Origin of the sequence: Salinicola sp. CPA57 (genome assembly GCF_003206035.1) — a bacterium.
GTDB classification, from domain to species: Bacteria; Pseudomonadota; Gammaproteobacteria; order Pseudomonadales; family Halomonadaceae; genus Salinicola; species Salinicola socius.
In genome coordinates, this window is sequence record NZ_PZJR01000019.1 from 41307 (window position 1) to 66548 (window position 25242).

General features: G+C 61.8%; 22 protein-coding genes, 1 tRNA gene and 1 riboswitch. Of the genes, 10 read left to right on the forward strand and 13 right to left on the reverse strand.

What is annotated here, in order from left to right; genetic code table 11:
- Nucleotides 1–263: 263 nt before the first annotated feature.
- The 3 genes from DOM36_RS18890 (at nucleotide 264) to tkt (ending at nucleotide 4964) form a co-directional block, all read left to right on the forward strand.
- Complete coding sequence (locus DOM36_RS18890; protein ID WP_075571424.1) at nucleotides 264–1988, forward strand: dihydroxyacetone kinase family protein; 1725 nt, start codon at nucleotides 264–266, stop codon at nucleotides 1986–1988.
- Between the two features lie 84 nt (nucleotides 1989–2072).
- Entirely contained in the window at nucleotides 2073–2840 is a 768-nt protein-coding gene (locus DOM36_RS18895; RefSeq protein ID WP_110644017.1) for a triose-phosphate isomerase family protein, read from the forward strand.
- Between the two features lie 129 nt (nucleotides 2841–2969).
- Nucleotides 2970–4964: a transketolase gene (tkt, locus tag DOM36_RS18900; RefSeq protein ID WP_110644018.1), complete on the forward strand. Its 1995-nt coding sequence runs from the start codon at nucleotides 2970–2972 to the stop codon at nucleotides 4962–4964.
- 166 nt (nucleotides 4965–5130) lie between these two features.
- Here tkt and DOM36_RS18905 read toward each other — a convergent pair whose 3' ends face one another.
- A complete protein-coding gene (locus DOM36_RS18905; protein ID WP_075571421.1) occupies nucleotides 5131–6117 on the reverse strand; it encodes a sugar-binding transcriptional regulator in 987 nt (328 codons plus the stop codon).
- Nucleotides 6118–6265: 148 nt separating this feature from the next.
- Nucleotides 6266–6430, forward strand: a riboswitch (FMN riboswitch).
- A 151-nt stretch (nucleotides 6431–6581) separates the two neighbouring features.
- Between DOM36_RS18905 and DOM36_RS18910 the strand changes: the two genes are divergently transcribed.
- Complete coding sequence (locus DOM36_RS18910; RefSeq protein WP_075571420.1) at nucleotides 6582–7079, forward strand: 6,7-dimethyl-8-ribityllumazine synthase; 498 nt, start codon at nucleotides 6582–6584, stop codon at nucleotides 7077–7079.
- Between the two features lie 99 nt (nucleotides 7080–7178).
- On the opposite strand, the gene DOM36_RS18915 is transcribed toward DOM36_RS18910, so the two are convergent.
- The 4 genes from DOM36_RS18915 to DOM36_RS18930 form a co-directional block, all read right to left on the reverse strand.
- Entirely contained in the window at nucleotides 7179–8681 is a 1503-nt protein-coding gene (locus tag DOM36_RS18915) for a tripartite tricarboxylate transporter permease (protein ID WP_075571419.1), read from the reverse strand.
- Between the two features lie 18 nt (nucleotides 8682–8699).
- A complete protein-coding gene (locus DOM36_RS18920; protein WP_075571439.1) occupies nucleotides 8700–9143 on the reverse strand; it encodes a tripartite tricarboxylate transporter TctB family protein in 444 nt (147 codons plus the stop codon).
- Nucleotides 9144–9236: 93 nt separating this feature from the next.
- Entirely contained in the window at nucleotides 9237–10289 is a 1053-nt protein-coding gene (locus DOM36_RS18925) for an ABC transporter substrate-binding protein (protein ID WP_075571418.1), read from the reverse strand.
- A 267-nt stretch (nucleotides 10290–10556) separates the two neighbouring features.
- Nucleotides 10557–11609, reverse strand: coding sequence for a class I fructose-bisphosphate aldolase (locus tag DOM36_RS18930; RefSeq protein WP_075571417.1), 1053 nt, complete (start codon nucleotides 11607–11609; stop codon nucleotides 10557–10559).
- Between the two features lie 567 nt (nucleotides 11610–12176).
- Here DOM36_RS18930 and DOM36_RS18935 point away from each other — a divergent pair.
- The 3 genes from DOM36_RS18935 to DOM36_RS18945 all read left to right on the forward strand — a co-directional run bounded on the left by DOM36_RS18935 (nucleotide 12177) and on the right by DOM36_RS18945 (nucleotide 14243).
- Nucleotides 12177–12605 (forward strand): CidA/LrgA family protein, encoded by a 429-nt coding sequence (locus DOM36_RS18935; RefSeq protein ID WP_110644066.1) that lies wholly within the window; start codon nucleotides 12177–12179, stop codon nucleotides 12603–12605.
- Nucleotides 12598–13326: an LrgB family protein gene (locus tag DOM36_RS18940; protein ID WP_110644019.1), complete on the forward strand. Its 729-nt coding sequence runs from the start codon at nucleotides 12598–12600 to the stop codon at nucleotides 13324–13326. The genes DOM36_RS18935 and DOM36_RS18940 overlap by 8 nt, the downstream gene beginning before the upstream one ends.
- 158 nt (nucleotides 13327–13484) lie before the next feature.
- A complete protein-coding gene (locus tag DOM36_RS18945) occupies nucleotides 13485–14243 on the forward strand; it encodes an alpha/beta hydrolase (RefSeq protein ID WP_110644020.1) in 759 nt (252 codons plus the stop codon).
- Nucleotides 14244–14293: 50 nt separating this feature from the next.
- On the opposite strand, the gene DOM36_RS18950 is transcribed toward DOM36_RS18945, so the two are convergent.
- Complete coding sequence (locus DOM36_RS18950) at nucleotides 14294–15265, reverse strand: DUF126 domain-containing protein (protein WP_232823932.1); 972 nt, start codon at nucleotides 15263–15265, stop codon at nucleotides 14294–14296.
- A 276-nt stretch (nucleotides 15266–15541) separates the two neighbouring features.
- Between DOM36_RS18950 and DOM36_RS18955 the strand changes: the two genes are divergently transcribed.
- Genes DOM36_RS18955 through DOM36_RS18965 form a run of 3 tightly spaced genes read left to right on the forward strand, consistent with a single transcriptional unit; the run spans nucleotide 15542 to nucleotide 18748 of the window.
- A complete protein-coding gene (locus DOM36_RS18955) occupies nucleotides 15542–16606 on the forward strand; it encodes a glyceraldehyde 3-phosphate dehydrogenase NAD-binding domain-containing protein (protein WP_110644067.1) in 1065 nt (354 codons plus the stop codon).
- Nucleotides 16603–17781: a phosphoglycerate kinase gene (locus DOM36_RS18960; protein ID WP_110644022.1), complete on the forward strand. Its 1179-nt coding sequence runs from the start codon at nucleotides 16603–16605 to the stop codon at nucleotides 17779–17781. The genes DOM36_RS18955 and DOM36_RS18960 overlap by 4 nt, the downstream gene beginning before the upstream one ends.
- Before the next feature lie 13 nt (nucleotides 17782–17794).
- A complete protein-coding gene (locus DOM36_RS18965; protein WP_198651337.1) occupies nucleotides 17795–18748 on the forward strand; it encodes a DMT family transporter in 954 nt (317 codons plus the stop codon).
- A 68-nt stretch (nucleotides 18749–18816) separates the two neighbouring features.
- Here the strand turns inward: DOM36_RS18965 and DOM36_RS18970 are convergent.
- From DOM36_RS18970 to DOM36_RS19000, 7 genes are all read right to left on the reverse strand, one after another.
- Nucleotides 18817–18906: transfer RNA gene (locus tag DOM36_RS18970), tRNA-Ser, on the reverse strand.
- A 145-nt stretch (nucleotides 18907–19051) separates the two neighbouring features.
- On the reverse strand, nucleotides 19052–19783 hold the full coding sequence (locus tag DOM36_RS18975) for a transporter substrate-binding domain-containing protein (RefSeq protein ID WP_110644024.1): 732 nt from the start codon (nucleotides 19781–19783) through the stop codon (nucleotides 19052–19054).
- A gap of 51 nt (nucleotides 19784–19834) precedes the next feature.
- On the reverse strand, nucleotides 19835–21355 hold the full coding sequence (locus DOM36_RS18980; protein ID WP_110644025.1) for a tripartite tricarboxylate transporter permease: 1521 nt from the start codon (nucleotides 21353–21355) through the stop codon (nucleotides 19835–19837).
- A complete protein-coding gene (locus DOM36_RS18985) occupies nucleotides 21355–21801 on the reverse strand; it encodes a tripartite tricarboxylate transporter TctB family protein (RefSeq protein WP_110644026.1) in 447 nt (148 codons plus the stop codon). Before DOM36_RS18985 ends, DOM36_RS18980 begins: the two co-directional genes overlap by 1 nt.
- Nucleotides 21798–22784, reverse strand: coding sequence for a tripartite tricarboxylate transporter substrate-binding protein (locus DOM36_RS18990; protein ID WP_110644027.1), 987 nt, complete (start codon nucleotides 22782–22784; stop codon nucleotides 21798–21800). The genes DOM36_RS18985 and DOM36_RS18990 overlap by 4 nt, the downstream gene beginning before the upstream one ends.
- 322 nt (nucleotides 22785–23106) lie before the next feature.
- On the reverse strand, nucleotides 23107–24084 hold the full coding sequence (locus DOM36_RS18995) for a tripartite tricarboxylate transporter substrate binding protein (protein ID WP_110644028.1): 978 nt from the start codon (nucleotides 24082–24084) through the stop codon (nucleotides 23107–23109).
- Between the two features lie 95 nt (nucleotides 24085–24179).
- On the reverse strand, nucleotides 24180–25241 hold the full coding sequence (locus DOM36_RS19000; protein ID WP_157958687.1) for a lactonase family protein: 1062 nt from the start codon (nucleotides 25239–25241) through the stop codon (nucleotides 24180–24182).
- Between the last annotated feature and the right edge of the window lies 1 nt (nucleotide 25242).

A 25242-nucleotide genomic window follows, 5' to 3' on the forward strand; every position in this document is an offset into this window, starting at 1 on the left:
GCGACCGGAAGCGCCAAAAAACGAGGCTAGACGACGGTAAAAGCCACTCACCCCGGGGAATCCGACTCCTTACCGAGTGCTATTGGCCCTTGACCATCGCCACCAAAGTCTCATATCGCGCGGTTCTGCTCTCGTTATGATGATCTCTTGAAGCCCTTCATATCCAAATGCGCACCACAAGATCATTTTTTCATCGGCTGAAGCGATCGGATCCTCATCAACCGTCCAGGCCGATATCCACCCAACCGCCCGGAGCGTCGGCCATGACACGCCTCTACAACGATCCTGTAAATTTCGTCGACGAAGCCACCGAAGGATTTGTCGCTGCCCATGCCCAACGTGTCTGCCAGGTGCCCGGCGGGGTGATCCGCAGTACCCGCAGCGAACCCAATACCGTCGCCGTGGTCATCGGTGGCGGGTCGGGCCACTATCCGGCTTTCGCTGGGCTGGTCGGCCAGGGTCTGGCCCACGGCGCGGTGATGGGCAACCTGTTCGCCTCCCCGTCGGCCCAGCAGGTCTACAACGTCTGCAAGGCCGCCAACAACGGTGCTGGCGTCCTGCTCAGCTTCGGCAATTACGCCGGTGACGTGCTCCACTTCGGTCAGGCACGGGAACGCCTGATTCGCGAAGGCATTCCCTGCGAGATCGTCGCCGTCATCGACGACGTTTCCAGCGCCAGTCAGGATGAAATTCACAAGCGGCGCGGCATCGCCGGCGACTTGACCGTGTTCAAGATTGCGGCGGCGGCCGCGGAGGCGGGCTATTCGCTCGAAGAGGTCGTTCGTGTCTCGCGCGCCGCCAATTTCCGCACGCGCTCGATGGGCGTCGCGTTCGATGGCTGTACCTTGCCGGGCGCGAAGGATGCGCTGTTCCATGTGCCTTCGGGCAAGATGGCGGTTGGCCTGGGTATTCACGGCGAACCGGGCATCAGCGAGCAGGAGGTGCCCTCCGCCGATGCCCTGGCGGAACTGCTTGTCTCGCATCTGCTCGAGGAGATTCCCGACGGCATCGACAGCGCCAGAGGCGCCAGGGTCTCGGTGCTGCTCAACGGCCTGGGTTCGATCAAGTACGAAGAGCTGTTCGTGGTCTATCGCCGGGTTCACCAACTCCTCGGCGATGCCGGACTTGAAATCGTCGAGCCGGAAGTGGGTGAACTGGTGACCAGTCTCGACATGGCAGGCGCCTCGTTGACGCTGTTCTGGCTCGATGACGAACTGGAGCGTCTATGGCAGGCGCCGGCGGATGCCCCTGCCTACCGCAAGGGTAGTCTCGAGGCTGCGCCCCCCGTCGATCGCTCCCAGCTCGACATCCCCGATGTCGATGCCATCCCCCCGGCGAGCGAGGTGTCGATTGCCGCCGCCCGACGCGTCTATCAGGCCTTGAGCGCGACGCGCAAGATCATCGACCAGAACGTCGAAGAACTCGGCCGTCTGGATGCCATCGCCGGCGACGGCGACCACGGCATCGGCATGCAGCGCGGTGTCGTCGCCGCCGAACTGGCTGCCGAGGACGCCGTCAGCCGCAACGCGGGCGCCGGCACTCTGCTACGCTTGGCCGCAGAGGCGTGGGCAGACCGCGCCGGTGGAACCTCCGGCGCCATCTGGGGTGTCATGCTCAACGCGCTGAGCGTGACCCTCGGAGATGAAGACGAGCCGACGCCGGCGCACTACGCAAGCGGCATCAGCAAGGCCCGGGACGACGTCATGACGTTCGGCAAGGCCAAGCTGGGCGACAAGACCCTGGTCGATGCGCTGGTGCCATTCAGTGAGACGCTGGAACGCGCCCTCGCCGCCGGAGACGATTTTTCGGACGCGTGGCGCAAGGCCGTCGACGCGGCCGCCAATGCCGCCCAGGCCACGGCCGAGCTGAAGCCAAAATTGGGGCGCGCGCGCCCGCTGGCGGAGAAGAGTCTGGGCACACCCGACCCGGGCGCCGTCTCGCTGTCGATGATCGTCGCCGCCGTCCAGGGCGTCATCGATCGGCAATGAGCCGCGCGGCAACAGACTTGGCGACAATGCGCCGGACAGGGCCGCCTGGGCCCATACCGAGTGAATGATCCACACGAGAACATCATGGCAAAACGTTCCGTTACGCTGGGCATCAGCTTCAAGATGTACTTCGGCTATGCCCAGACGGTGGACTGGTGTCGCCAGATCGCCGATAACCTCGCCCATCACCCTGCCGTCCTGGACGGCAGGGTGTCGCTGTTCGTGCTGCCGAGTTTCCCCGCGCTGCCCCCGGTACTCGCCTGCTTTGCCGACACGCCCATTGGCGTCGGGGGGCAAAACCTGTATCAGTCGCCTAACGGTGCTTATACTGGCGAAGTGAGTGGGGCCATGCTGGCTGAAATGGGCTGCCGCTTCGTGGAGATCGGCCATGCCGAACGGCGACGCCTGTTCGGTGAGGATGACGCCATCATCGCCGCCAAGACGCGGGTCGCATTGTCGCATCGTCTGGTGCCGGTGCTCTGTATCGGCGAAGCGGATCGCGGCGATCCGGCCGACGCCGTTGCCGAATGTCGCGGACAGATCGATTCGGCCCTGGCACTGGCGACAGCGGCGCAGCGACAGCAGCCCGTGGTGATTGCCTACGAGCCACACTGGGCGATCGGTGCCGCACAACCGGCGTCGCTTGCGCATATTGCAGCGGTCTGCCGAGGGTTGCGCCAGTATCTGGGGGCGCAATCGCAGGCCAGCGTGATCTATGGCGGCAGCGCCGGTCCGGACCTGTTGACGCGACTGGCCGGCCAGGTCGACGGGCTGTTCCTGGGACGGTTTGCCCATGACCCGGCCGCGTTCGAGGCGATCGTGAACGAAGCTTCGGAACTCGCGTCCAACTAATCATTCACCTCGGACGAGACAATCGCATCGAATCGAGTGATCGCATCCAGCCAGACACATGCGTCACGATGCATGCCAGATCACGTCTCGCGCCATCATCCATATACGATCTAGGGGATCCGAAAGCCAATGCCATCTCGTCGTCAGCTAGCCAACGCCATCCGTGCGCTTTCCATGGACGCGGTACAGAAGGCCAACTCCGGCCACCCCGGTATGCCGATGGGCATGGCGGATATCGCGGAAGTGCTGTGGAACGATCATCTCAAGCACAACCCGACCAACCCGGATTGGGAAGATCGCGACCGCTTCATTCTCTCCAACGGTCACGGTTCGATGCTGCACTACTCGCTGCTTCATCTGACCGGATACGACCTGCCGATGAAGGAGCTCGAGAACTTCCGTCAGTTGGGTTCGAAAACCCCCGGTCATCCGGAACACGGCTACACCGCCGGCATCGAAACCACCACCGGTCCGCTGGGTCAGGGGCTGGCCAACGGTGTCGGCATGGCCATCGCCGAGCGCACGCTGGCCGCGCAGTTCAATCGTGACGGCCACGAGATCGTCGACCACCGCGTCTGGGTCTTCGCGGGCGACGGCTGCCTGATGGAAGGCATCAGCCACGAGGCGTGCTCGCTGGCCGGCACGCTCGGTCTCGGCAATCTGGTCGTGTTCTACGACGACAACGGCATCTCGATCGATGGCGAAGTCGAAGGCTGGTTCACCGACGATACCGGCAAGCGTTTCGAAGCCTATCACTGGCACGTGATCCGCGATGTCGACGGCCACGATGCGGAACAGATCAGCGCCGCCATCGAAGAAGCCAAGCGCGTGACCGACAAGCCGTCGCTGATCATGTGCAAGACGGTCATCGGCTTCGGCTCGCCCAACAAGGCCGGCAAGGAAGAGAGCCACGGTGCCGCTCTGGGCGAAGACGAAGTCGCCGCGGCGCGCAAGCAACTCGACTGGGAATACCCGGCCTTCGAGATCCCCGACGAGTACTATCAGGCATGGGACGCGCGCGACAAGGGCCGGAAGCTCGAAGCCGAATACGACGAGAAGCTGGCCGCCTACGAGAAGGCGCATCCGGAACTCGCCAAGGAGCTCAAGCGCCGCTACAACGGCGAACTGCCGGCCACCTTCGACGGTGACGCCCTGATCAAGGCCGCTCAGGAGAAGTCCGAGACCACCGCCTCCCGCAAGGCGTCGCTGGGCGTGCTCAATGAACTGGGCCCGGATCTGCCCGAACTGTTCGGCGGCAGCGCCGACCTGGCACCGTCCAACCTGACGCTGTGGAAAGGCGCCAAGGCGATCACCAAGGACGACTTCAACGGCGGCTATCTGCACTACGGCGTGCGCGAATTCGGCATGGGAGCGATTGCCAACGGGATCGCCACCCATGGTGGTTTCATTCCTTATGACGCCACCTTCCTGGTGTTCATGGAGTACATGCACAATGCCGTGCGCATGTCGGCGCTATCGCACACCCGGATCCTCCATGTCTTCACTCACGACTCCATCGGCCTGGGCGAAGACGGCCCGACACACCAGCCTATCGAGCAACTGGCGGATCTGCGTAACCTGCCGGGCCTGGCGACCTGGCGTCCGTGCGATGCCACCGAAACCACGGCGGCCTGGGTCGAGGGGCTGAAGCGGGAGAAAGGGCCGACGGCGCTGATCTTCTCGCGTCAGGACCTACCGGCGCAGTCACGTGACGAATCTCAGTTGAAGAACATCCGTCGCGGCGGCTACGTGCTGAAAGATGCCGAAGGTGGCAAGCCTGAACTGATCCTGATCGCCACCGGATCCGAGGTGGGCCTGGCGATGGATGCCGCCAAGGAGCTCGAAGGCAAGGGCAAGCGAGTCCGCGTGGTTTCCATGCCCTGCACCAGCGCTTTCGATGAGCAGGACGAGAGCTATCGCGAGTCCGTGCTGCCCAGTGCAGTCCGCTCGCGTCTGGCGGTAGAAGCGGCCATTCCGTCGACCTGGTACAAGTACGTCGGTCTCGACGGCGACGTCATCGGCATGACCACCTACGGCGAGTCAGGCAAGGCCGGCGATCTGTTCAAGCACTTCGGCTTCACCGTCGACAACGTCGTCGCTCGCGCCGAGAAGCTGCTGGGTTGACCTTCGAGGCTCGGATGGGCTGACCATCGACGCCCGACGCAGGCACTCATCGAAACGCCCGGCCCTGGCCGGGCGTTTTTCGTTGGCGGATTCGTTGCCAGCCGGGGCGAGCGCCGCAACGATCCGGATGGGTCGGAAAAGCCATCGAGCGATGGTCAGGCAAAACCTAGTCGGGTTTGTCGTCGACCCGCGTCGCTTCATCCAGGCGCAGAATGGTATGGGCGTTAGTGACGCTGGTCGCGAGCGTATCGATGACGCCCGTGCGTAGCGCCCCGAGAATGCCGGCCGCCTTGGTGTTCTCGGCGGCGATGGCGATGACATCGGGAATACGCGCGAGGTCAGTGATGGTCAGGCCGATGACGCGGCCCTGCATCGGTGTCATCGACGGCCGGCCGTAGATGTCGATGAAGTCGTAGCCCATCATGTCGCCGACGGTGCCGGAAAGCCGCGCCTCGGCGGTCTCCTGCGGCGTGAACCAGCCCATCCGCACCATGTTGCTGTTTTCGCTGAGATCGCCGATGCCGATCAGGGCGAGATCGGCGCGTCGGGCTCGGTCCAGCGTCTGGCGAATGGTCGGATTTTCGTACATCGCGTCGCGCAGCTCGAGATTCTGCACCAGTGCCGGCGCATAGAGCGTCTCGCTGTCGCCGCCGAACTTGATCGCCAGGCGCCGGCAGATATGGTCGGGATTCATGTACTCCCCGGCCCGCACCGATCCTCCGATGGCGCAAACGAAGGAACACTGGCGCTGGCCCTGCTCGAACACGTTGTCCGCCACGGCTCCGACATTGCGGCCCATACCGACGGCGACGATCGCCCCTTCGCTCAACTGGCGGGAGAGATGATCGGCCACCAGGCTCGCCACGTTGGCTCGCTGACCGTCGGAATCGGCATGATCGAGCGCGATCAGGGCGCGCTTGATGCCGAAACGCCGCTTGAGCGCCTGTTCGATTTCCGCACTGACGGCGGGATGCTGACGCACCCTGACGTCGACGATACCTTCTGCCTGCGCACGCTTGAGCAACCGCCCCGCCTTGACGCGAGAGATCCCCAGCCGATTGGCGATGACCTCCTGCGTTTCCCCCTCGGTGTAATAGAGAGTGGCAATTTCCGTCATCAGGGCGATATCGGCGTTTTCGTTGCGCTCGTTCATGCACGCTTCCATGTTTTGAGAAAATCGAATTCTGAAAGGTCGAATCCGGCTCGGCTCGGCCGCCCAACGATACCACAAGCGCCCTCGACTCCGGCTTTCTCGCGGGCCAGGAACGGCGTAGACTATTGGCGGATTGCGGTTCGCCGCAGTCGGTTCTCAGGGCGGGGTGAAAGTCCCCACCGGCGGTGATGATGCGGCGTGGAAAGACGCCAGCATCTCAGCCCGCGAGCGCTCGAAGGCATCGCCTTCGAGGTCAGCAGATTCGGTGTCATTCCGAAGCCGACGGTGATAGTCCGGATGAAAGAGAACGGTTCCCCTTGCTAGGATTTGAAAACCTAATGACGATCCGGCCGGTTCATCCGTCGCTATCGATGTTTCACCATTGATCGACGCTTACCCGCCAGCTCCGACCTCAAGCGGATCCGCAGCCCTGATTCTGGTTAACCAACGTTCAGGAAACGACCATGAATCAGTCCTATCCGCCACAGCTCTCCCCCCAGACGCTGTCGCAACGCATCGCCTTCATCCGCGCCGACTGGCACGGTGATATCGTCGGCAATTGCCACGCCGCCTTCCTGGAAGCCGTCTCCGAACGCGGCTTCTCCGCCGATCAGGTCGACACCTTCACCGTTCCCGGCGTGTTCGAGATCCCGCTGCAGGCCAAGCTGCTGGCGAAGAGCGGCCGCTACGCGGCGATCGTCGCCTCAGGGTTCGTCGTCGACGGCGGCATCTACCGTCATGACTTCGTCTCCACCGCCGTGATCGACGCGCTGATGGCGCTGCAATTGGAGCAGGAAGTGCCGGTGCTCTCCGCCGTGCTGACACCGCATCACTTCCACGAACACGAGGCGCATACCGCGTTCTTCCGGCAGCACTTCCTGACCAAGGGGCGCGAAGCGGCCGAGGCGTGTCTGACGACGATGGAGAATCTCAATCAGGTGCGGAAGCTTAGCGCCGACTGATCCGGCCCGCGGGGCCTGTGAATCAAGAACACGCCAACAAAGGGCGTGGAAAAAAAAAGCCCCGCNNGATGGCGGGGCTTTTGCATGACTAACGACGGTTCAGCTCTCGATTTCAGGCTGGCGCCGGTTGCGGATGTTGAGATAGATCGCGAAGGCCAGTGATACCGCAATCAAGACCCACAGGAACATGGCGATCGGGCTCTTGGTGAAGAAGATCGAATAGTTGCCGTAGGACTCGAGACTCTTCACGAAGTAGACCTCTGCCGACTTGCCAAGAATGAAGCCGATGATCAGTGGCACGGTTTCCAGACCGATCTTGTGCGCGACCCAACCAAAGACGCCGAAGAGCAACAGTGTCCACACATCGAACATGATGCCGTAATTGATCGCATACGCCCCGACCACGCACATCATGATGATCAGCGGGTAGAGAATGTACTTGGGAACTTCAATCACCTTGGCAATATGCCGAATCGCAAAGTACATGATGCCGAACATCAGCACGTTGGCGATGACCAGAGCAATGATGATCAGATACCAGGTATCCATGTTATTGCCGATGAACAGCGGTCCGACCTGGATGCCCTGCAGCGTGAACGCCCCGATCAGGATCGCGGTGGTGGAATCTCCCGGGATGCCCAGCGAGAGCAGCGGTACCAGCGCGCCCCCTGTCAGAGCATTGTTGGATGCCTCCGAGGATACGATGCCCTGCGGTGCGCCCTTGCCCATTTGCGAGGAGTCACGCGAAAAGTTCTTCTCCTGGCTGTAAGCCAGTACCGACGCCGCACTGCCGCCGACGCCCGGCAGCATGCCGACGAAGGTGCCGATCCCCGAAGATCGAACCAAATTGGTCAACTGACCCTTGAACACGCCGAAAGAGAATTTCTTGCCGCCCTTGAGTGAGATCCGGCCGTGTTCACTGTCGCCCTTGAACCCGGTCTCGGCATCGAGCAGCACCGTGGTCAGACCGAAGATACCGATCAGCACCGGCAGCAGCGAGAAGCCGTCGATCAGGTAGTACTCCATGAAGTCGAACATCAGACGGGTCTCGCCGTTACCGCCCTCCATGATCGAGTAGGTACCGATCAGACTCAGCCAGACGCCCAGCACGCCGCTGAAAATACCCATCAGCAAGTTCGAACAGAGCGAGGCGATGACGGTCAGCGCCAGCAAAATGATCAGGAATTTCTCGACGTTCGAGAACTTGATCGCGAAATCCGCCAGTACCGGAGCAAAGAAGAAAAGAACGGCCGCACTGAAAAGCCCACCGAAGATCGAGGCGACGATGCCGGTCTTGAGTGCGCGTTCGCCCTCGCCCTTTTGGGCCATGGGATAGCCATCGAACGTGGTACAGATCGACGAAGGCGTACCGGGAATATTGAGCAGCACCGCCGGCACCATACCGCCGGAGATCCCGCCGACATAGAGACCTAGCAGCAGCGCAACGCCATTCTCGAGACCGAAGGCGTAGGTCAGAGGCAGGCAGACAGCGACGGCCATGGTCGCGGTCATACCGGGAATGGCACCGAAAATGATGCCGATCAATGTTCCCGCGGCGATCAGCCCGAAGAACATCGGTGTTAGGTGAGACAGGATATCCATGAGGCGAGTCTCCGATGGTCAGGGCAGCGTGATGCGAAACAGTTGCGCGAGCACATACCACGCAATCGCGGGTGCAATCAGTGCGTTCAACACAATGATCACCACCAGCCGCCGCGACAACTGGCCAACGTACAAAAGCGATAACAGGAACACGAAAACGATAGAGCAGATCAGGAAGCTGTATCCCGTATTGGGAAAGACATCGCTCAACACGCCCATCATGTAGAAGTAGACGGTCGTCAGCGCCAGCGTGCCGAAGAATCGCTTGCGATCGAAATCGCCCTCGCGCCCGGCCAGCACGCGACCCGCATGTTTCAAGCCCGGCACCAGCAAGCGGTAACGAGTCAGCAGAATCGCAGCCAGCAGGATGAGCAGTATCCAAGTGACGATTCGGGGGAAAAAGAGATGCGATTGATCGAAGTCGATAGTCACATCGAATAGCGACAACCATTGGCTTTCCATGGAAAGCGGCTCCTGCGCCGGGGCGTCGCCGGCAGTATCTTTGGTGGAAACGAACCGTGCCGGCCAGCGAACGCCGGCCGGCACGCCGCAGGATCAACCCTTGAGGTTGTTGATGATGTTTTCGTACTTGCCGTTCTTCTGCTGAATCCACTCCGAAGCCTCGGTCGACGGCTTGAAGTCCGGCACGAGGAACGTGCGCTTGAGCTGCTGCTGGAGTTCGTCTTCCTCGAAGACCTGAGCCAGGGTGTCGTCGATGCAATCGATCGCCGCCTGATCCATGTCTTTGTTGTAGAGGAAGAAGAACTCCTTATCGAAGGTGAAGCTCTCGTCGGAGTCCGCACTCATGGGAATGTCGACGTTGGCGTACTTCATGAGCTGCTCGCGAGTCGTATCGCCCATGCCCTCTTCATTGGTCTGGGCGATGGTTTCCTCGGGCGAGGTGAGCCAGACGAAGCGCATCGCTTTCTGGTCATCTTCCGGCAGGTTGGTGTATTGCTCATTGGCCTGCACCGAGCCGTTGATGACGTCCACCGCACCGTCGAACAGCAGCTGGTTCTTGTCAGCCTGCGAGCCGGTGTTGACCGCAACGATGTTACCTTCCTTGCCCGGATGCTCGAGGCGAACCGCGTTCTTGAGCGCGGAAAAACCGAGCTCGGAAACGCCGCCGGGCTGGATGGCGACACGAATCTTCTTGTCGTTGCCGGCTGCTGCGATGATGTCGTCCATCGACTGATAGGGCGAGTCCTTCGGCACCAGATACGCGTTGCCCGGGTTGATGGCGAACGTCGGACCGACCTTGTAGCTCTCGAAGATGTCGGGATAGCCGTTCACACCATAGAGGTTGCCGAGATAGCTGCCATCGTGGAACACCATGATGGTGTTGCCGCGGCGGTCACGCTCGAGGGCGCGGAAGGCGCCCATTACGCCCACGGCGTCGACCTTGGCATTGATGTCGAGCTTCTTGGCGAGCTGGTCGACGACGATGCTGGACGCCTGATAGGTATCACCACCGGTCGAAGTCGAACCGATCACGACGCGCAGGTTACCCGGAATAGGACAATCTTCAGCGGCTTGCGCCGTTGCCGATACGCCGATGGCGGCACTGGCCAGCATTGCCAGGCAGGTCTTGCTCCAAATCGCTTTCATGATGCGTCTCCCTCATGTTCCGTTGTCACCATTCGACGCACGGCTCGCCGTGTCATCCAACCGGTGGGAATCAAATGATAGCGTTATCATCGAACACGTCTTGCACGGTAGAGAAAGCGACTTTGTCAGACAATTCAACTTAAGTATCCCGACCAAAGTCGCATAAGACTGGCTATGACAACTTGCTGATATCGGGACAAAAAAAGAGCCCGGCCAAAGCCGGGCTCTTGCCACTGACAACCAACGTCTAACGCCGGGTCATCATGTTCAGGCGATCGTCACGTCCTTGGAGAGGTAGACGTCCTGAACGGCGTTGAGCAGTTCGATACCTTCCTTCAGCGGCTTCTGGAACGCCTTGCGTCCGGAGATCAGACCCATGCCACCGGCACGCTTGTTGATGACGGCGGTGCGGACGGCTTCGCCCAGATCGGAATGGCCTTTGGAGCCACCGCCGGAGTTGATCAGCCCGGCACGTCCCATGAACGAGTTGGCCACCTGATAGCGCGCCAGGTCGATCGGATGATCGCTGGTCAGCTCGCTGTAGACCTTGTCGTGGGTGTGACCGAAACCGATCGCCTTGTAGCCGCCGTTGTTCTCCGGCAGCTTCTGCTTGACGATATCCGCCTTGATGGTCGCCGCCAGATGCACCGCCTGGCTGGTGAGGTCGGAGGAGACGTGATAGTCGGTGCCGTCCTTCTTGAACTCCGGATTGCGCAGGTACGACCACAGCACGGTGACCATGCCCAGCTCATGAGCGCGCTCGAAAGCCTCGCTGACTTCCTGGATCTGGCGGCGGCTATCTTCGGAGCCGAAATAGATGGTGGCGCCGACCGCGATGCAACCCATGTCGTGGGCCTGCTCGATCTGCGCGAACATCGTCTGTTCGTACATCGCCGGCAGCGTCAGGCTTTCGTTGTGGTTGAGCTTGAGCATCATCGGGATCTTGTGGGCATAGCGTCGCGCCACCGACGACAGCACGCCGAGCGTCGAACAGACGCTGTTGCATCCACCCTGCAGGGCCAGCTCGACGATGTTCTTGGGATCGAAGTACATCGGGTTGGGCGCAAAGGAGGCGCCGGCCGAGTGCTCGATGCCCTGGTCGACCGGCAGGATGCTGAGATAGCCGGTGCCACCCAGACGGCCGTTGTTGAACAGCGTCTGCAGGTTGCGCAGCACGTGCGGGCTGCGGTCATTGTCGGAGAACACGCGGTCGACGAAGTCGGGACCAGGCAGATACAGATCCTCTTTCTTGAAGCCCGTGCAGGTGTAGTTGAGAAGGCTGTCGGCTTCATCGCCCAGCAGCTTGGCAATATCGGTCATGTTGCTTGTCCTCTGTCCTCAAGATGGGTCATCGGGGAATCTCGACCTGAGCCGCTTCCCTCTCTTAACCATGGATGGCTACCGAAGATGGCTATCCCGCTCTGCCAAGGAAGACAAATCGATAGTGCCTGTCCCGGCGTCACCATAACGCGCACTACCAGGAAAGGCAGGTATCAGCCCGATGGCGTCGCACGACCGGTCCCACCGAACCCGATCACGCGCTGGTTTACTGAACAACATCTGCCGCCGTTTCACACCGCGCCGCCCGTTCCGACACCCCTCTTCGTCGCGGCGATCATCGACTGACAACGAAATCATCGCCAAGAATAAGCGACAATGCGCCGCAGATCACGTCCGTGCATCATTTCTGCATCGCTCGTCTCTTCTGCCCGACGCCCTGACGGGGGCTATCCCAGATTGTCACGTTTCGTATCCTGGCGACGGCTGAAAATCGTCATGGGAAAGTCTTGAGCCGTTGGCCATGGCCCTGTCTCGAGCATCACTGCGGCCGGGTAACGCCGGGCATTTGATATGATGGCTCTCTTTTCAGCGACCGAGACTTCCGTGATGTCCGTTCTGCGCGGCTTCCTGTGGCTGCTCGCCTTCCTGCAGCTGGGGCAAACCCTGGTGCGGCTGTTCCACATTCCGATGCCCAGCGGCGTGATCGGGATGCTGCTGCTGACCTTGTGGTTCAGTTTTCGCGGTCGCATGAACCGGGATGTCGTCCAGATCAGCCAACCGCTGATCGCCATGCTGGCGCTACTGATCATGCCCGGTGTGGTCGAGATATTCTTTGTCGCCGATCAATTTGCGGATCAATGGACGGCGATTCTGACCGCCCTGATCGTCGGCACGTTGCTCAGCGTGCTGTCGAGCCTGTTGCTGATGCGTCGCTATCTGGCTCATGACGACTTGTCTCACAACGATTTGCCTCGCAACGACACGCCTCGCAACGACGATCCTTCCAGCCCTGTCGGAACCGTTGACCATGAATGAGTGGCTCGATCGCCTTTCACAGTTGCCACAGCAGTGGTTCGAGTCGCCGATCGCCGCCATCGCGCTGACGCTTGGCGCCTATTTCTTCGGCGTTCGCCTGTTCAAGCTGTTGCACCGCCCCACCTGGTGCCCGCCGATGCTGATCGCGGCGATCGGGATTGCCACGGTGATTGCCCTGCTCCCCATCGGCATCGACGACTACAACCGCGGCGCCAGTTGGCTGATGCTGTTGCTGGGGCCCGCCACCGTGGCGCTGGCCGTGCCGCTGTATCAGCAGCTACCGCAGATTCGTGCCCTGTGGAAACCGATTCTGATGACACTGCCGCTGTCGGCGACCCTGGCTGCCTGCTACGCGGTATTGATAGCGGCGATCATGGGCGCGCCGCAGGACGTGCTCGCGTCACTGGCACCGAAGTCGGTGACCTCTCCCATCGCGCTCAGTCTGGCCGAAGAGCTGGGTGGCTCACGGGCACTGCTGATGGGGGCTCTGCTGACGACGGGGGTCACCGCCATTTTCGGGGTGGAATGGTTGAGCCGAATGCTAAGAATCCGCGACCCCCGACTGATCGGCCTGGCGCTGGGCATCAATGGGCATGCCCTCGGCACGGTGCGCGCGTTCGAGATCAGCGGTGTCGCCGGCGCTTTTGCCTCGCTGGGCATGAGTCTGACCGGCGCCTTCACCGCCATCGTGCTGCCGCTCGTCTGGCATCTTTTCTACTGAACGTCGCTTGTTGGCTACTGGGCAGCGCGCGTTTTACCCGAATCAGCGCTTGATACATGTGGTGCCGATGCCTGACAGCGACGCAGATCCCGCTACGCTGTTAGCAGTCGTCGAATTCCTCGACGTCCTTGGTCAGGTCCGTGCAAAGGAGAGCCACGATGACGATAGCCAGTGACAGCGGTCAGGGAGACCCGACGCTGGTGCTGATGCACTTTTTCGGCAGCTCCCATCATGAGTGGGAAGCGGTCCTGCCACTTCTCGACGAGCGATACCGGGCGATCACGCTGGACATGCCAGGATTCGGCCGTGCCAGCGAGGTGACGGGATTCGACGTCGCCTCGATGACACGACACGTCGAACAGTGCATCGAATCTGCCGAACTCGACAACGTCATTCTGGTGGGGCACTCGTTTTCCGGTCGCATCGCCATGACGGTCGCCGCCAATCGGCCGGCGTGGCTGCGGGCGCTGATTCTGATCGCCCCGTCGCCGCCGGGCCCACAGTCGATCGGCGACGAGGAGCATCGATTCCAGCTCGACTTCGATTTCAGCGAAGCCCAGGCTCGTCAGTTCATCGACGGCGCCAGCGAAGTCTCGCTCGCCCCCACGCTTTACCAGCAGGCGGTGGAGGACGCGGTCAACGCCAACCCGGCGGCGTGGCGCGCCTGGCCGACGACGACCTACTCCGAGGATTGGCGCGAGGCCGTCGGCAAACTCCCCTACCCGGCCTGGGTGCTGGTCGGCGACAAGGATCCATCGCTACCGCCGGATTCGCAGCGCAAGGAAGTGATGCCGCACCTGCCCCAGGGCAAGCTCGAGGTGTTCCCCGGCTACGGCCATCTGCTGCCGATGGAGATGCCGGAAACGCTGGCGGAACAGCTCAACGCAATCTCCGCCCAATGGAGCGCCAGCCGCTGAGCGACAAGGACGTTGCTGTGGAGAACACGGCTATAGGGAACGTGGCGGGATCAGTGGACGAATGGCGCCGGCGCCCGCCCGGTCAACGCGACACATAGTGCGAGCGGCCATGGCAATGGCGTGCGCTCCAGCACCGTCTCTGCGCTGGCAGCGGGCGATGCACCGAGCTTCCGGCAAAGCTCGATGAGTCGTTCCGTCGCCTCCGTCGACGCAGCCAGCGAGTCGCCGGTCGTTTCCACTGACGGAACGGTCGTGTCGAGGCGCGTCTCGACAGCCGTCGGCACGCAGACATGCCCGCCCCACTCGACCAGACGCTCAGCAAAGACCAGTCCAGCCGCCCCCGTGTAGAGGCAGCCATCTATGTGTACGCGAGTCACATCGAGCAGTTCGACTGCGCCCTGCAGTCGCGCCAGTCGCACCACGATACGCATGGCGACCTGGGCTGCCGGGCCTGCGTCACCGGCAAGACAGCGCCGATCCGCCGGCGACAGTGCAAAGCCGTCATTCGCCGCCGTCGTTGGCGCTGGCTCATGCCCGAGCGCCCCACCGGCCGTCACGCTGGCCAAGCCCGCCAGACGCGGGCCGCTGATCACCAGCTGCCGGCCACGATGGAGTGTGATGAGATGCGCCGCCTGCGCCAGGGCAAAGCGCGCGGGGTCCAGCACCACGATCGGCACCGAGAGCGACAGTACCTCCTCGGCGACGATGGCAGCCAGCGCGATGATGCCATCGGCCCGGTCGAGCACGATCAACGCCGGCGCCTGCCCGGCGTAAATCGCCTCCAGCAGCACCGCGCCGCCGATATCGGAACCCTGATCGTGGGGAATGACCAGTGCCCGCCCGACCAGGGACTCGCCACACAGCGGGTGGTGTGGATCGATGATTTCGCCCCGGCTGGGGTCCACCCCGCCCCATAGACCGAGCGGCGTAGAGCTGGCCATGACGACACCGCTGCCCTCGCCTTCGACCAGGCATTCATTGGCGGAGAGATAGAACGATAGCGACTCGAGACGGCGCGTCATCACGATCGAGCCCCCGAATGCGCCATCAAACGCTGAAACTTCGGTATCGCATTCGGGACCATAGCCATCTGCAACACCACTCAAGGCAAGAAACTTCCTCTCAAACTATGGGGCGGTGCTCCTTTCGTCCAGCCTTTCCGTCCAGCGGTTTCCTCTATTCGGCTGAGATTTGTCCTCACCGATCGGTGCCCGGTTCAGGCTCGGCTCGTCATGATCGAATGCGTTAAGATGTCGATCTCGAACCGTCTCCTCAACATCGGGTTATCAGATTCGCCCATGACCTACCGCGTCGCCATCAACGGCTACGGCCGTATCGGCCAGAGCGTGCTGCGTGCGCTGATCGAACGCCCCGATCTCCCGCTGGAAATCGTGGCGATCAACGAGCTCTCCGACCAGGAGACGATCGCCTACCTCACGCGCTACGACACCACCCACGGGCGGTTTCCCGGTCACGTCGAAGCGCGCGACGGCTGCCTGATCGTCAACGGTAGATCCATTCGTATTCTCAACGCCGCCGAGCCGGAGGCACTGCCGTGGGAGGCGCTTGGCATCGATCTGCTGCTGGAGTGCTCCGGCAGCTTCAAGGATCGCGCCACCGCCGAGCGACATCTGCAGGCCGGCGCGGCGCGGCTGCTGTTCTCCCAGCCGGCGGAAGCGGACGTCGATGCCACCGTGGTCTACGGCGTCAACCAGAGCGCGATCACCCGCGACATGCGCGTTCTTTCGGCAGCCTCCTGCACGACCAACTGCCTGGTGCCGATCCTCGACGTGCTGGAAGATGCCTTCGGGGTTTCTCACGGCGTTACCACCACCATCCACTCGGCCATGAACGACCAGCCGGTGATCGACGCCTACCACAACAGCGATCTGCGCCTGACGCGTTCGGCGATGCATTCGATCATCCCGGTGGACTCCGGCCTGGCTCGCGGCATCGGCCGCCTGATGCCGCATCTGGCCGACCGCTTCGAATGTCTTCACGTTCGCGTGCCGACCATCAACGTCTCGGCCATGGACCTGTCGATCTCGCTCGAACGCGATACCGACGCCGCCGCCGTCAACGCCTGCCTGGAAGCCGCCAGCCGCGAACGTTATCTGGGCCTGCTCGGCGTGACCTACGAGCCGATGGCCTCGGTCGACTTCAACCACGATCCGCGCTCGGGTATCGTGGATGCCACTCAGACACGCGTGGCCGGTGGCCGCCTGCTCAAGCTGCTGTGCTGGTTCGACAACGAATGGGGCTTCGCCAACCGGATGCTCGACGTCGCTCACCACTGGCTCGGACTGTCATCTTCCGTCTCCGAACCCGTCACTTCTCTTCAGCGTAAGGAAAGGATTTCATGACCGTACTCAAGATGTCTGAACTGGATCTCTCCGGAAAACGCGTCCTGATCCGCGAGGATCTCAACGTGCCCGTCAAGGGCGGCAAGGTCACCAGCGACGCCCGTATCCGCGCCTGCCTGCCGACCATCCAGGCCGCGCTCGATGCCGGTGCCAGCGTCATGCTGATGAGCCATCTGGGCCGGCCGACCGAAGGCGAACCGGCAGACGAGTTCACGCTGGCCCCGGTGGCCGAGCACCTTTCCGACCTGCTGGGCAAGCCGGTACGGCTGGAGAAGGACTATCTCGATGGCAAGGTCGAGATCGCCGACGGGGAAGTCGTGCTGCTCGAGAACGTGCGCTACAACAAGGGCGAGAAGAAGGACGACGACGCGCTGGCCAAGGCCTACGCGGCGCTCTGCGATATCTACGTGATGGACGCCTTCGGTACCGCCCACCGCGCCCAGGCTTCCACCCATGGCGTGATCCGGTTCGCGCCACAGTCCTGCGCCGGGCCGCTGCTGGCCAACGAACTCGACGCCCTGGAAAAGGCGCTCAGCGCACCCAAGCGCCCGATGGCCGCCATCGTCGGTGGCTCCAAGGTGTCGACCAAACTCGACGTACTCTATTCGCTGTCGGAGAAATGCGATCAGTTGATCGTCGGTGGCGGCATTGCCAACACCTTCATCGCCGCGGCCGGTTACGGCGTGGGCAAATCGCTCTATGAGGCGGATCTGGTCGACAAGGCCAAGGAGCTGATGGCCAAGGTCAAGATTCCGCTACCCACCGACGTCGTCGTCGCCACCGAGTTTTCCGAATCCGCCACGGCAACGGTCAAACCGGTGGATCAGGTCGGCGATGACGAGATGATCCTGGATATCGGCCCGGACACCGCCAAGCATCTGGCCAGCCTGCTGGAAAACGCCGGCACGATCCTGTGGAACGGCCCGGTCGGCGTGTTCGAGATCGATCAGTTCGGCAAGGGCACCGAAGTGCTGTCGAAGGCGATTGCCGCAAGCCCGGGATTCTCCATCGCCGGCGGCGGCGACACCCTGGCCGCGATCGACAAGTACGGCATCGCCGATCAGGTCTCCTATATCTCCACCGGCGGCGGCGCCTTCCTCGAATATGTCGAGGGCAAGACTCTGCCCGCCGTAGCGGCACTGGAGAAAGCGGGATCGGACAAAGCCGCTGGCTGATCAGGCCAACGGCTTGCGTTCACGTTCGAGGAGCTCGCGTGTCAAGGGAGGCGCGGCGTCACCCCGGTCCTCGAATCCCGATCATGCCGGCCACCTCTCTTCGGCGTGGCCGGCATTGGGCATTCTGCTGGCCGGCGCCCTCTGGGGCTTCTACTGGTTCCCCATTCGCCGGCTCGAAGCGCTCCAGCTCGGGGGCGTCTGGGGGTCGTTGATCATCGCCGCCACGGCGTGCGTGTTGCTCTCTCCCTGGGCCATTGCCCAGCGCCGCCGTCTCGCCCGCTCATCCGGGCTGGGGATCGCCTCGGTCACCCTGGGCGGCGCAGCCTTCATGCTCTATTCCGTCGGCCTGGTTCACGGCCAGGTCGCCGTGGTCATTCTGCTGTTCTACCTGACGCCGATCTGGAGCACGCTGATCGAACGGCTGTGGTGGCGCTGGCCGCTGACCGGACGGCGTATCGCGGTCATCATTGTCGGTGTAGCCGGGCTGGGACTGGTGCTCGGCGCCAACGGTTCACCGCTGCCCCATGGCATCGGCGACTGGCTGGGGCTGGCTTCCGGCCTGCTGTGGGCAATTGCCTCCAGCGGCATGCGTTCCCATAACACGCTCGGCCCCGGGGAAGGCAGTTTCCTGTTCGCCGTCGGCGCCCTGGTCGCCGCGGCACTACTGGCGCCGTTCCTCTCGGCCTGGCCCGGACTCCCGCCGGCGGAGAACGGGTGGCAGGTTATCGCCTGGATCCTGGCCGCCGCCGGCCTGTGGTGGTCAGCATCGTTGGCGATTCTGGTATGGGCAGCGAGGTATCTGTCGCCGGCGCGCCTCGGCATCCTGATGATGAGCGAGGTGCTGGTTGGCGTCTTCTCCGCGGCGCTGCTGGCTGATGAACCGCTGGCGCCAATCCAGATTGTCGGTGCCGTTCTGGTGATTGCCGCCGCGGTCCTGGAAGTGCTGCCTGCGAGAGCAAGCGGCTGAACGCCTCCATTGCGGGTCGTCCAGCAACGAAAAAGCCGGCCCCATAGGGCCGGCTGATTCATCATTCGTGGCGGAGAGGGAGGGATTTGAACCCTCGATACCCGCGAAGGTATGCCGCATTTCGAGTGCGGTGCATTCGACCACTCTGCCACCTCTCCTTGGCGAGACTCGCGCCGAACCGAATGACCTGCGCTCGAGGCGCCGGATTCCGGCTCACGATCATCCCGCGGCGCAAAAATAGCAGAAAAAAATCGGAACGTTAACGTTACGGGCTAAATATTCGATCTCTGCAATGTTTGCGAGTCAATCCGCCGCCTGCGTCTCGTCCTGACCGCTTTCCGCCAACGCGTGCTTCACTACCCCCTGCTGCTTCATGCGAGCGAGAAAATCCTCGACGTAGCGAATGACGGCGTCCGAAGCCTGCGCCTTGGGCACCGCCATGCACTGCTCGATGGCGGTGAAGCGCCCTGGCAGAACACGATAACCGGGATTCGACGCGGCATAGGCCGCGAGTGGCTGACGCACACCGGCGGCGGCATCCAGTTGGCTCTCGACGAACAGCTCGATCGCCGCGGCGGAGGTCGCCGCGCGAACCAGACTTGCGTGCTTCAGCGCACGTGTCAGGTAGAGGTCGTAAGCCGCCCCCTTGCCCACCGCGATCCGAATACCATCCTGGTCCAGCTCTTCGACTGCCTGAAACGGCGCGGTTTCCGGCACCAGGTAGGTGCCTTCGATGATGACATAAGGAGCGGTGAAGTGGATTTTCTCGGCTCGCACCGGATCACGGGCGAGAAAGCCGATTCGCCAGGCGTCATCGTCGATGGCCGCGAACACGTCTCCGGCGCCGTCGAAGGTAGTGAATTCGGGCTCGACCCCGAGTTCCGCCGCCAGCGCCCGCGCCAGCACTGCCGAGACACCGGCCGGCTCGCCATCCTCGCCTCGCTGCGCGAGTACGATATTTCCGTAGTTGATGGCGACACGCAGTCGCCCGTGCGGTGCCAGCGATTCGATGACCGCGGATTTTTCATCGTTCATGTAACTTTCCTCAGAGAGAAAGCGAGTCAGGATAATAGCTGATCGAACTCGTCAATCCTGGGTTTTGGCTCTGGCCGCCTGCATCCGGCGACGCAGGATCGGGCCTACGATGACCGGCAGCAGCAGGCCGATGATCGCCACCGCCCACAGGCCGATGGAGAGACCGCTGCTCCACAGGACCGACCAGTCGCCATCGGAGATCTGCATCGCGTGACGCAGGTTTTTCTCCATCTCCGGCCCCAGCAGCAGGCCGAGAATGACCGGCACCAGCGGAATCTCCAGCTTGCGCAGAATGTAGCCACCGACGCCGAAGGCGATCATGAAGTAGAGATCGAAGGTCGAGTGGCTGATCGAGTAGATGCCCACGAACGCGACCATGGTCACGATCGGCAGCAGATACATCGGCGGCACCGACAGGATCTTCACGAACACCCCGACCAGCGGAATGTTGAGCAGCAGCAGCATGAAGTTACCCACCAGCAGCGCGGCGATCACGCCCCACACCAGTTCGGCGTTCTGGGTGAACATCAGCGGCCCGGGGGTGATGTTGAGCGAGACCAGCATCGCCAGCAGAACCGCCGTGGTGCCGCTGCCCGGTACCCCGAGGGTCAGCATGGGAACCAGCGCACCGCTGGAAGCGCCGTTGTTGCCGGACTCCGGCGCCGCCACGCCACGCGGATCGCCTTCACCGAAGTAGCCTTTCTTGCCAACGATCTTCTTTTCCAGCGTGTAGGTGATGAAACTGCCCAGTGACGCGCCCGCGCCCGGCAACACGCCGGCGATGAAGCCCACCAGCCCGCCGCGGATCGTGGTCGGCAGGATCGACACGATCTCGCGCCACTTGAGCTTGAGCGGGTTGACCTTGATCATCTCGCGGCCGGCACCGGCCTTCTCTTCGATGAAGAACAGCAGTTCCGAGACCGCGAACAGACCGACGATGGCGATGATGAAATCGACACCCTCGTAGAGTTCCAGCACGTTGAAGGTATAACGCTGCGTACCGGTGGAGAGATCGATGCCCACGGTAGCGATGATCAGACCGATCGCCGCGGCCATCAGCGTCTTCATCGGATTCTTGCCGGTAATGCCACCCAGCGTGGCAAACGCCAGCACGAACAGTGCGAAGTACTCGGCCGGGCCGAACGTCAGCGCGAAGCGGGCCAGCAACGGCGCCAGCAGGATCAGGCCGATGGTCGCGATCAGACTCCCCATGAACGAGGCAATTGCCGAGATCGCCAGCGCTTCGGCAGCCTTGCCCTTGCGGGCCATCGGATAACCGTCGAGACAGGTCATCATTGCCGGCTCGTCGCCGGGAATGTTCAACAGAATCGACGAGATTCGCCCGCCGTACATCGCCCCGGCGTAGACCGCCGTCAGCATGATCAGCGCGGTTTCCGGCTTGAGGCCCAGCGTGAACGCCAGCGGAATCAGGATAGCCACGCCGTTGGCGGGGCCGAGACCCGGCAGCGCGCCGATCAACGTACCGATGAAACAGCCCATCAGGGCAAACATCAGATTCTCGGGCTGCAGCGCCACGCCGAAGCCGATCGACAGATAATGCAACGTCTCCATCAGTTGATCTCCAGCAGGCCGAGCGGAAGCGGCAGTTCCAACCCATAAGTGAACAGCACGAATACCACCGCGCCGCTGATCAGGCCCGTGAGATACGCTTTCACCGGCTTCGCGCCCATACGCCAGCACAGCGTACCGACGGCGAGCATGGTCGAAATGATGAAGCCGAGCGGCTCCAGCAGCAGTGCGTAGGCGATCAGCACCACGACGGCGATACCCAACTCCAGAAAGGTCGTGGCGACCGGCCAGGGGTTGTCCGCGTCAGGTTTGACGATCATGTAGAGACTGCAGACAGCCAGAATGACGGCCAACAGCTTGGGGAAGGTCTCCGGCCCAACGGCTTCCGATCCCCCGAAGGGGACCGGAAACTGGGTGGCGCCGTAGTAGTAGGCTACGGCGATCACCAGCATGACCAGGCCGAAGACACGGTCATTGAACTTGCTCATTGCTGAAGCAGACCCAGCTCGACGGAGAGTTCATGAATGTCCTTGACCTGCTGAGCCATGAATTCGTCGAACTCTTCGCCACTGTAGTGGAATGGCATCAGGCCATTGTTCTTCATGACCTGCTGCCATTCATCGCTTTCGTAGAGTTTATTGACGGCATCGATCCAATACTGCTTGGCATCATCATCGATACCTGCCGGCATATAGAAACCACGCCAGTTAGGACCGATAGCATCCACCCCTTGCTCTTTGGCAGTGGGGATTTTTGAAAACTCCCCCGGCAAACGTTCAGGTGACAGCACTGCCAGAATGCGGATATCTCCGGATTCCCAGAACCCACGCGCTTCCGAAACGTCGCCAGTAAAGGCATTCACGTGACCACCAACGACCTGAGTCAGCGCGCTACCGCCATTGTTGTAGGAGAGATAGGGAATCTCTCGCAGGGTCTTGATACCGGCGGCCTTGGCCGCGATCAGTACCTTGAGGTGATCCCAGCCACCGTTGGCGCTAGCACCGGCGAACTTGACAGATTTGGGGTCTTCCTTGATCGCTTCCATCAGGTCATTGAGATCCTGATACGGCGAGTCCTTGGGTACCGCGATGACACCATAGTCGGAACCGACAGTGGCGATCCAGTTGACCATATCCATGTTCATACCGGGGAACTGATTCTGGGCCAGGCGGGTGGGGACCGCCGTAGACGCCGCGATCAACAGGTTGTCGTCGCTGGCACGCTTGCTCACGACATGCGCGAACGCTACGCCCCCACCCGCGCCCGGCATATTGATCGTTTGCACGTTACCTGGCACTAAATTTAGGTCGGATAGCACGCGCCCCGCCGTTCGGCAGGTAAAGTCCCAGCCGCCGCCCGGGTCCGAAGGCGCGATGCATTCGGTACCGGATGAAGGCTCGTAAGCCATAGCAGGAATGGCCGTTGCGGAAAGGGCCGAGGCGACAGCCACGGCGAGTAGCGTTCTAGTCATGAATCATCCTCACTCAAGCGGAGCTACTAGGTTGCCGGCGTTGATCCAATTTACCGGTATACACGCCATTCAAAGACGTTGGAGCAAGCCTAAGGGGGCGTCAGGGCAGGGAGAATTCTCGAATGGGAAACGTCGTGTTATCGACAGGGACATTGAGATTATACTGTTGATATTAATGGTTTTTTAAAATCATCCCCATGCCCGGATGTAGACCTATGTCTAGCATTGCCGGCGTTTCCATCAAGGGTGAAATTGCCTCGCGACCAGGCAGACAGCCGCTCATGAAGACTTGCCTGCCTGCTTCTTATGAAGGCTTGGGGTTTTACTCTTGAATCAGGCGCGTGGTTTGCCGCAGCGCGTCGATCTGGTCATCGAGGAACGTTTCGAACGCTTGGCCGGTGATATGGAACGGCATGAGTCCGTTACGCTGCATGATCTCCTGCCAATGGTCGCTCGCGTACACTTGATCGATCGCATCGATCCAGAACGTCTTATCTGCATCGCTCAAGCCCGCCGGGGCATAGAAACCACGCCAGTTGGGCGCCACGACATCAATGCCCTGCTCTTTTGCGGTCGGTATGGTTTCCAACGGCGCTGGCAGACGCTCGTCGGACAGGACAGCCAACACTCGTAATTGACCGGCTTCTCGAAAAGCGTTGATCTCGGAGATATCACCCACCACGACGTCGAGATGGCCACCGAGCACTTGGGTAATGGCGCTGGCGCCGTTGTTGAAATCGAGATAGACGACTTCACGGATTGGCTCGAGGCCGCCTTGGGACAGGACTCGCAGCAGGTTGATCTGATCCCAACCCAGCACACCGCTACCCCCGGCGAACTTAACCGATTTGACGTTGCCTTTGAGCGCATCGAGGAGTTGCGATAAAGACGCGATCGACGAATCTTCCCGCACGGCGAGAACCGCGTAATCGGCGCCCAGCGTGCCAAGCCAAGTGACGTCATCGACACTCATGCCAGGGTATTGATCCTGCGCCAGGCGCGTCGCGTTCGATGACGAGGCTGCCACCACCGTACCGTCATTGCCCTGACGTTTGCTGACCACGTGAGCAAACGCGACGCCACCTGCGGCACCGGCCATATTGATCGTTTGCATGGACTGATCGGTTACGCCAGCTTCACGCAAACTGACGGCGAATTGCCGACAGGTAAAATCCCAACCGCCACCCGGGTCGGCAGGTGCGAGACATTCCAGACGATTTTGCGGTGACTCAGCACCGAGACACCAGGGCGATACGAAGACGGCGAGACACGCCGCCGCGCTCCAACGGGTTGCTGGCATGATGATTCTCCTGATTATTATCGTGGTTGGTGCGTCGATACCCGAGCCGTCACCGGCAGTTCGTACTGCCGGTGACGAGCGGACCTCATCGGCGCCTAGTCTTCGCGAAAGGCCAGGCACACAGGACTAGGCGTCGACAATCGATGGATGGGGGCGATGTCGAAGCTGGAAAGTACGGAGATATCGAAGCTAACGACCTCGTCGCTGTCTTCGTTGGCGACGTGCAGTAATCCCGGACCGGTATCGAAACCGAGAAACCGCGGTGTTCTGCCGCCGGAGGAGAATGTTTTCAGATGGGTCAGCTCGCCATTACTCGGCTCAACCTCATAGAGCGCGATGCTGTCCTCTCCGCGGTTTGAAGCCAGCACGTAGCGCCCCGTCGGATCGACGGCGACGCCGGCGGCGCGATTGTCTTGCGTGAAATGCATGGAGACACTGGGCAGGACCTGCCTTGGCGTCATGTCTGCCGTCTCGGCATGCATGTCATAGGTCACAAGCGTCGAGTCCAGCTCATTGACCACGTAGGCCAATGGTCGGGTCGGATGAAAATCGATGTGACGCGGCCCCGAGCCTTCACGAGCCGGGACTCTGCGAACACCTTCGCTGCCCAGCCGACCCCGCTGGGCATCGAAGGGAAAGACAAATAGGCAATCCAGTCCCTTGTCGGGTACGACGACGTGACGGCCATCCGGCGTAAACGGATTCGCGTGAGGCTTGGGGAACGGCTGCTCGATCCGATGCGGACCGACCTGGCCGAACAGTTCGATGAGATCGACCACACCCTTTAGATGACCATTGCTCTCCAGCGCGATCACCGCAACCGAACTCGAAATGTGGTTCGAAACCACGATGAATTGCTCACTGGGGTCCAGCGCCAGATGCACCGGGTTGGCGCCACCGGTACTCACGCGATTCAGAAAAGCCAGCTCGCCACTGACGGGATGCACCGAAAACACGCTGATGTCGCTGCGATCACCGTGGATGCAATAGAGACGATCTCCGGCCCGATTCAGCAAGAGATAGGACGGGTTGGTCAGCCCCTCGACGCACTGGACGTGCTCCCACGCCTGACCATGCTCGTCGACGCGGTAGACCTCGATACCTTTGCCTCGCGCCTGACGCCGTTTCGTGGTGCGACAACCGATATAGGCCAACATG

Excerpts from the sequence above, each read along its gene's own strand:
- DOM36_RS18890 (WP_075571424.1), top strand. The coding sequence starts at position 264 with ATGACACGCCTCTACAACGATCCTGTAAATTTCGTCGACGAAGCCACC.
- DOM36_RS18895 (WP_110644017.1), top strand. The coding sequence starts at position 2,073 with ATGGCAAAACGTTCCGTTACGCTGGGCATCAGCTTCAAGATGTACTTC.
- tkt (WP_110644018.1), top strand. The coding sequence starts at position 2,970 with ATGCCATCTCGTCGTCAGCTAGCCAACGCCATCCGTGCGCTTTCCATG.
- DOM36_RS18905 (WP_075571421.1), bottom strand. The coding sequence starts at position 6,117 with ATGAACGAGCGCAACGAAAACGCCGATATCGCCCTGATGACGGAAATT.
- DOM36_RS18910 (WP_075571420.1), top strand. The coding sequence starts at position 6,582 with ATGAATCAGTCCTATCCGCCACAGCTCTCCCCCCAGACGCTGTCGCAA.
- DOM36_RS18915 (WP_075571419.1), bottom strand. The coding sequence starts at position 8,681 with ATGGATATCCTGTCTCACCTAACACCGATGTTCTTCGGGCTGATCGCC.
- DOM36_RS18920 (WP_075571439.1), bottom strand. The coding sequence starts at position 9,143 with ATGGAAAGCCAATGGTTGTCGCTATTCGATGTGACTATCGACTTCGAT.
- DOM36_RS18925 (WP_075571418.1), bottom strand. The coding sequence starts at position 10,289 with ATGAAAGCGATTTGGAGCAAGACCTGCCTGGCAATGCTGGCCAGTGCC.
- DOM36_RS18930 (WP_075571417.1), bottom strand. The coding sequence starts at position 11,609 with ATGACCGATATTGCCAAGCTGCTGGGCGATGAAGCCGACAGCCTTCTC.
- DOM36_RS18935 (WP_110644066.1), top strand. The coding sequence starts at position 12,177 with ATGTCCGTTCTGCGCGGCTTCCTGTGGCTGCTCGCCTTCCTGCAGCTG.
- DOM36_RS18940 (WP_110644019.1), top strand. The coding sequence starts at position 12,598 with ATGAATGAGTGGCTCGATCGCCTTTCACAGTTGCCACAGCAGTGGTTC.
- DOM36_RS18945 (WP_110644020.1), top strand. The coding sequence starts at position 13,485 with ATGACGATAGCCAGTGACAGCGGTCAGGGAGACCCGACGCTGGTGCTG.
- DOM36_RS18950 (WP_232823932.1), bottom strand. The coding sequence starts at position 15,265 with ATGACGCGCCGTCTCGAGTCGCTATCGTTCTATCTCTCCGCCAATGAA.
- DOM36_RS18955 (WP_110644067.1), top strand. The coding sequence starts at position 15,542 with ATGACCTACCGCGTCGCCATCAACGGCTACGGCCGTATCGGCCAGAGC.
- DOM36_RS18960 (WP_110644022.1), top strand. The coding sequence starts at position 16,603 with ATGACCGTACTCAAGATGTCTGAACTGGATCTCTCCGGAAAACGCGTC.
- DOM36_RS18975 (WP_110644024.1), bottom strand. The coding sequence starts at position 19,783 with ATGAACGATGAAAAATCCGCGGTCATCGAATCGCTGGCACCGCACGGG.
- DOM36_RS18980 (WP_110644025.1), bottom strand. The coding sequence starts at position 21,355 with ATGGAGACGTTGCATTATCTGTCGATCGGCTTCGGCGTGGCGCTGCAG.
- DOM36_RS18985 (WP_110644026.1), bottom strand. The coding sequence starts at position 21,801 with ATGAGCAAGTTCAATGACCGTGTCTTCGGCCTGGTCATGCTGGTGATC.
- DOM36_RS18990 (WP_110644027.1), bottom strand. The coding sequence starts at position 22,784 with ATGACTAGAACGCTACTCGCCGTGGCTGTCGCCTCGGCCCTTTCCGCA.
- DOM36_RS18995 (WP_110644028.1), bottom strand. The coding sequence starts at position 24,084 with ATGCCAGCAACCCGTTGGAGCGCGGCGGCGTGTCTCGCCGTCTTCGTA.
- DOM36_RS19000 (WP_157958687.1), bottom strand. The coding sequence starts at position 25,241 with ATGTTGGCCTATATCGGTTGTCGCACCACGAAACGGCGTCAGGCGCGA.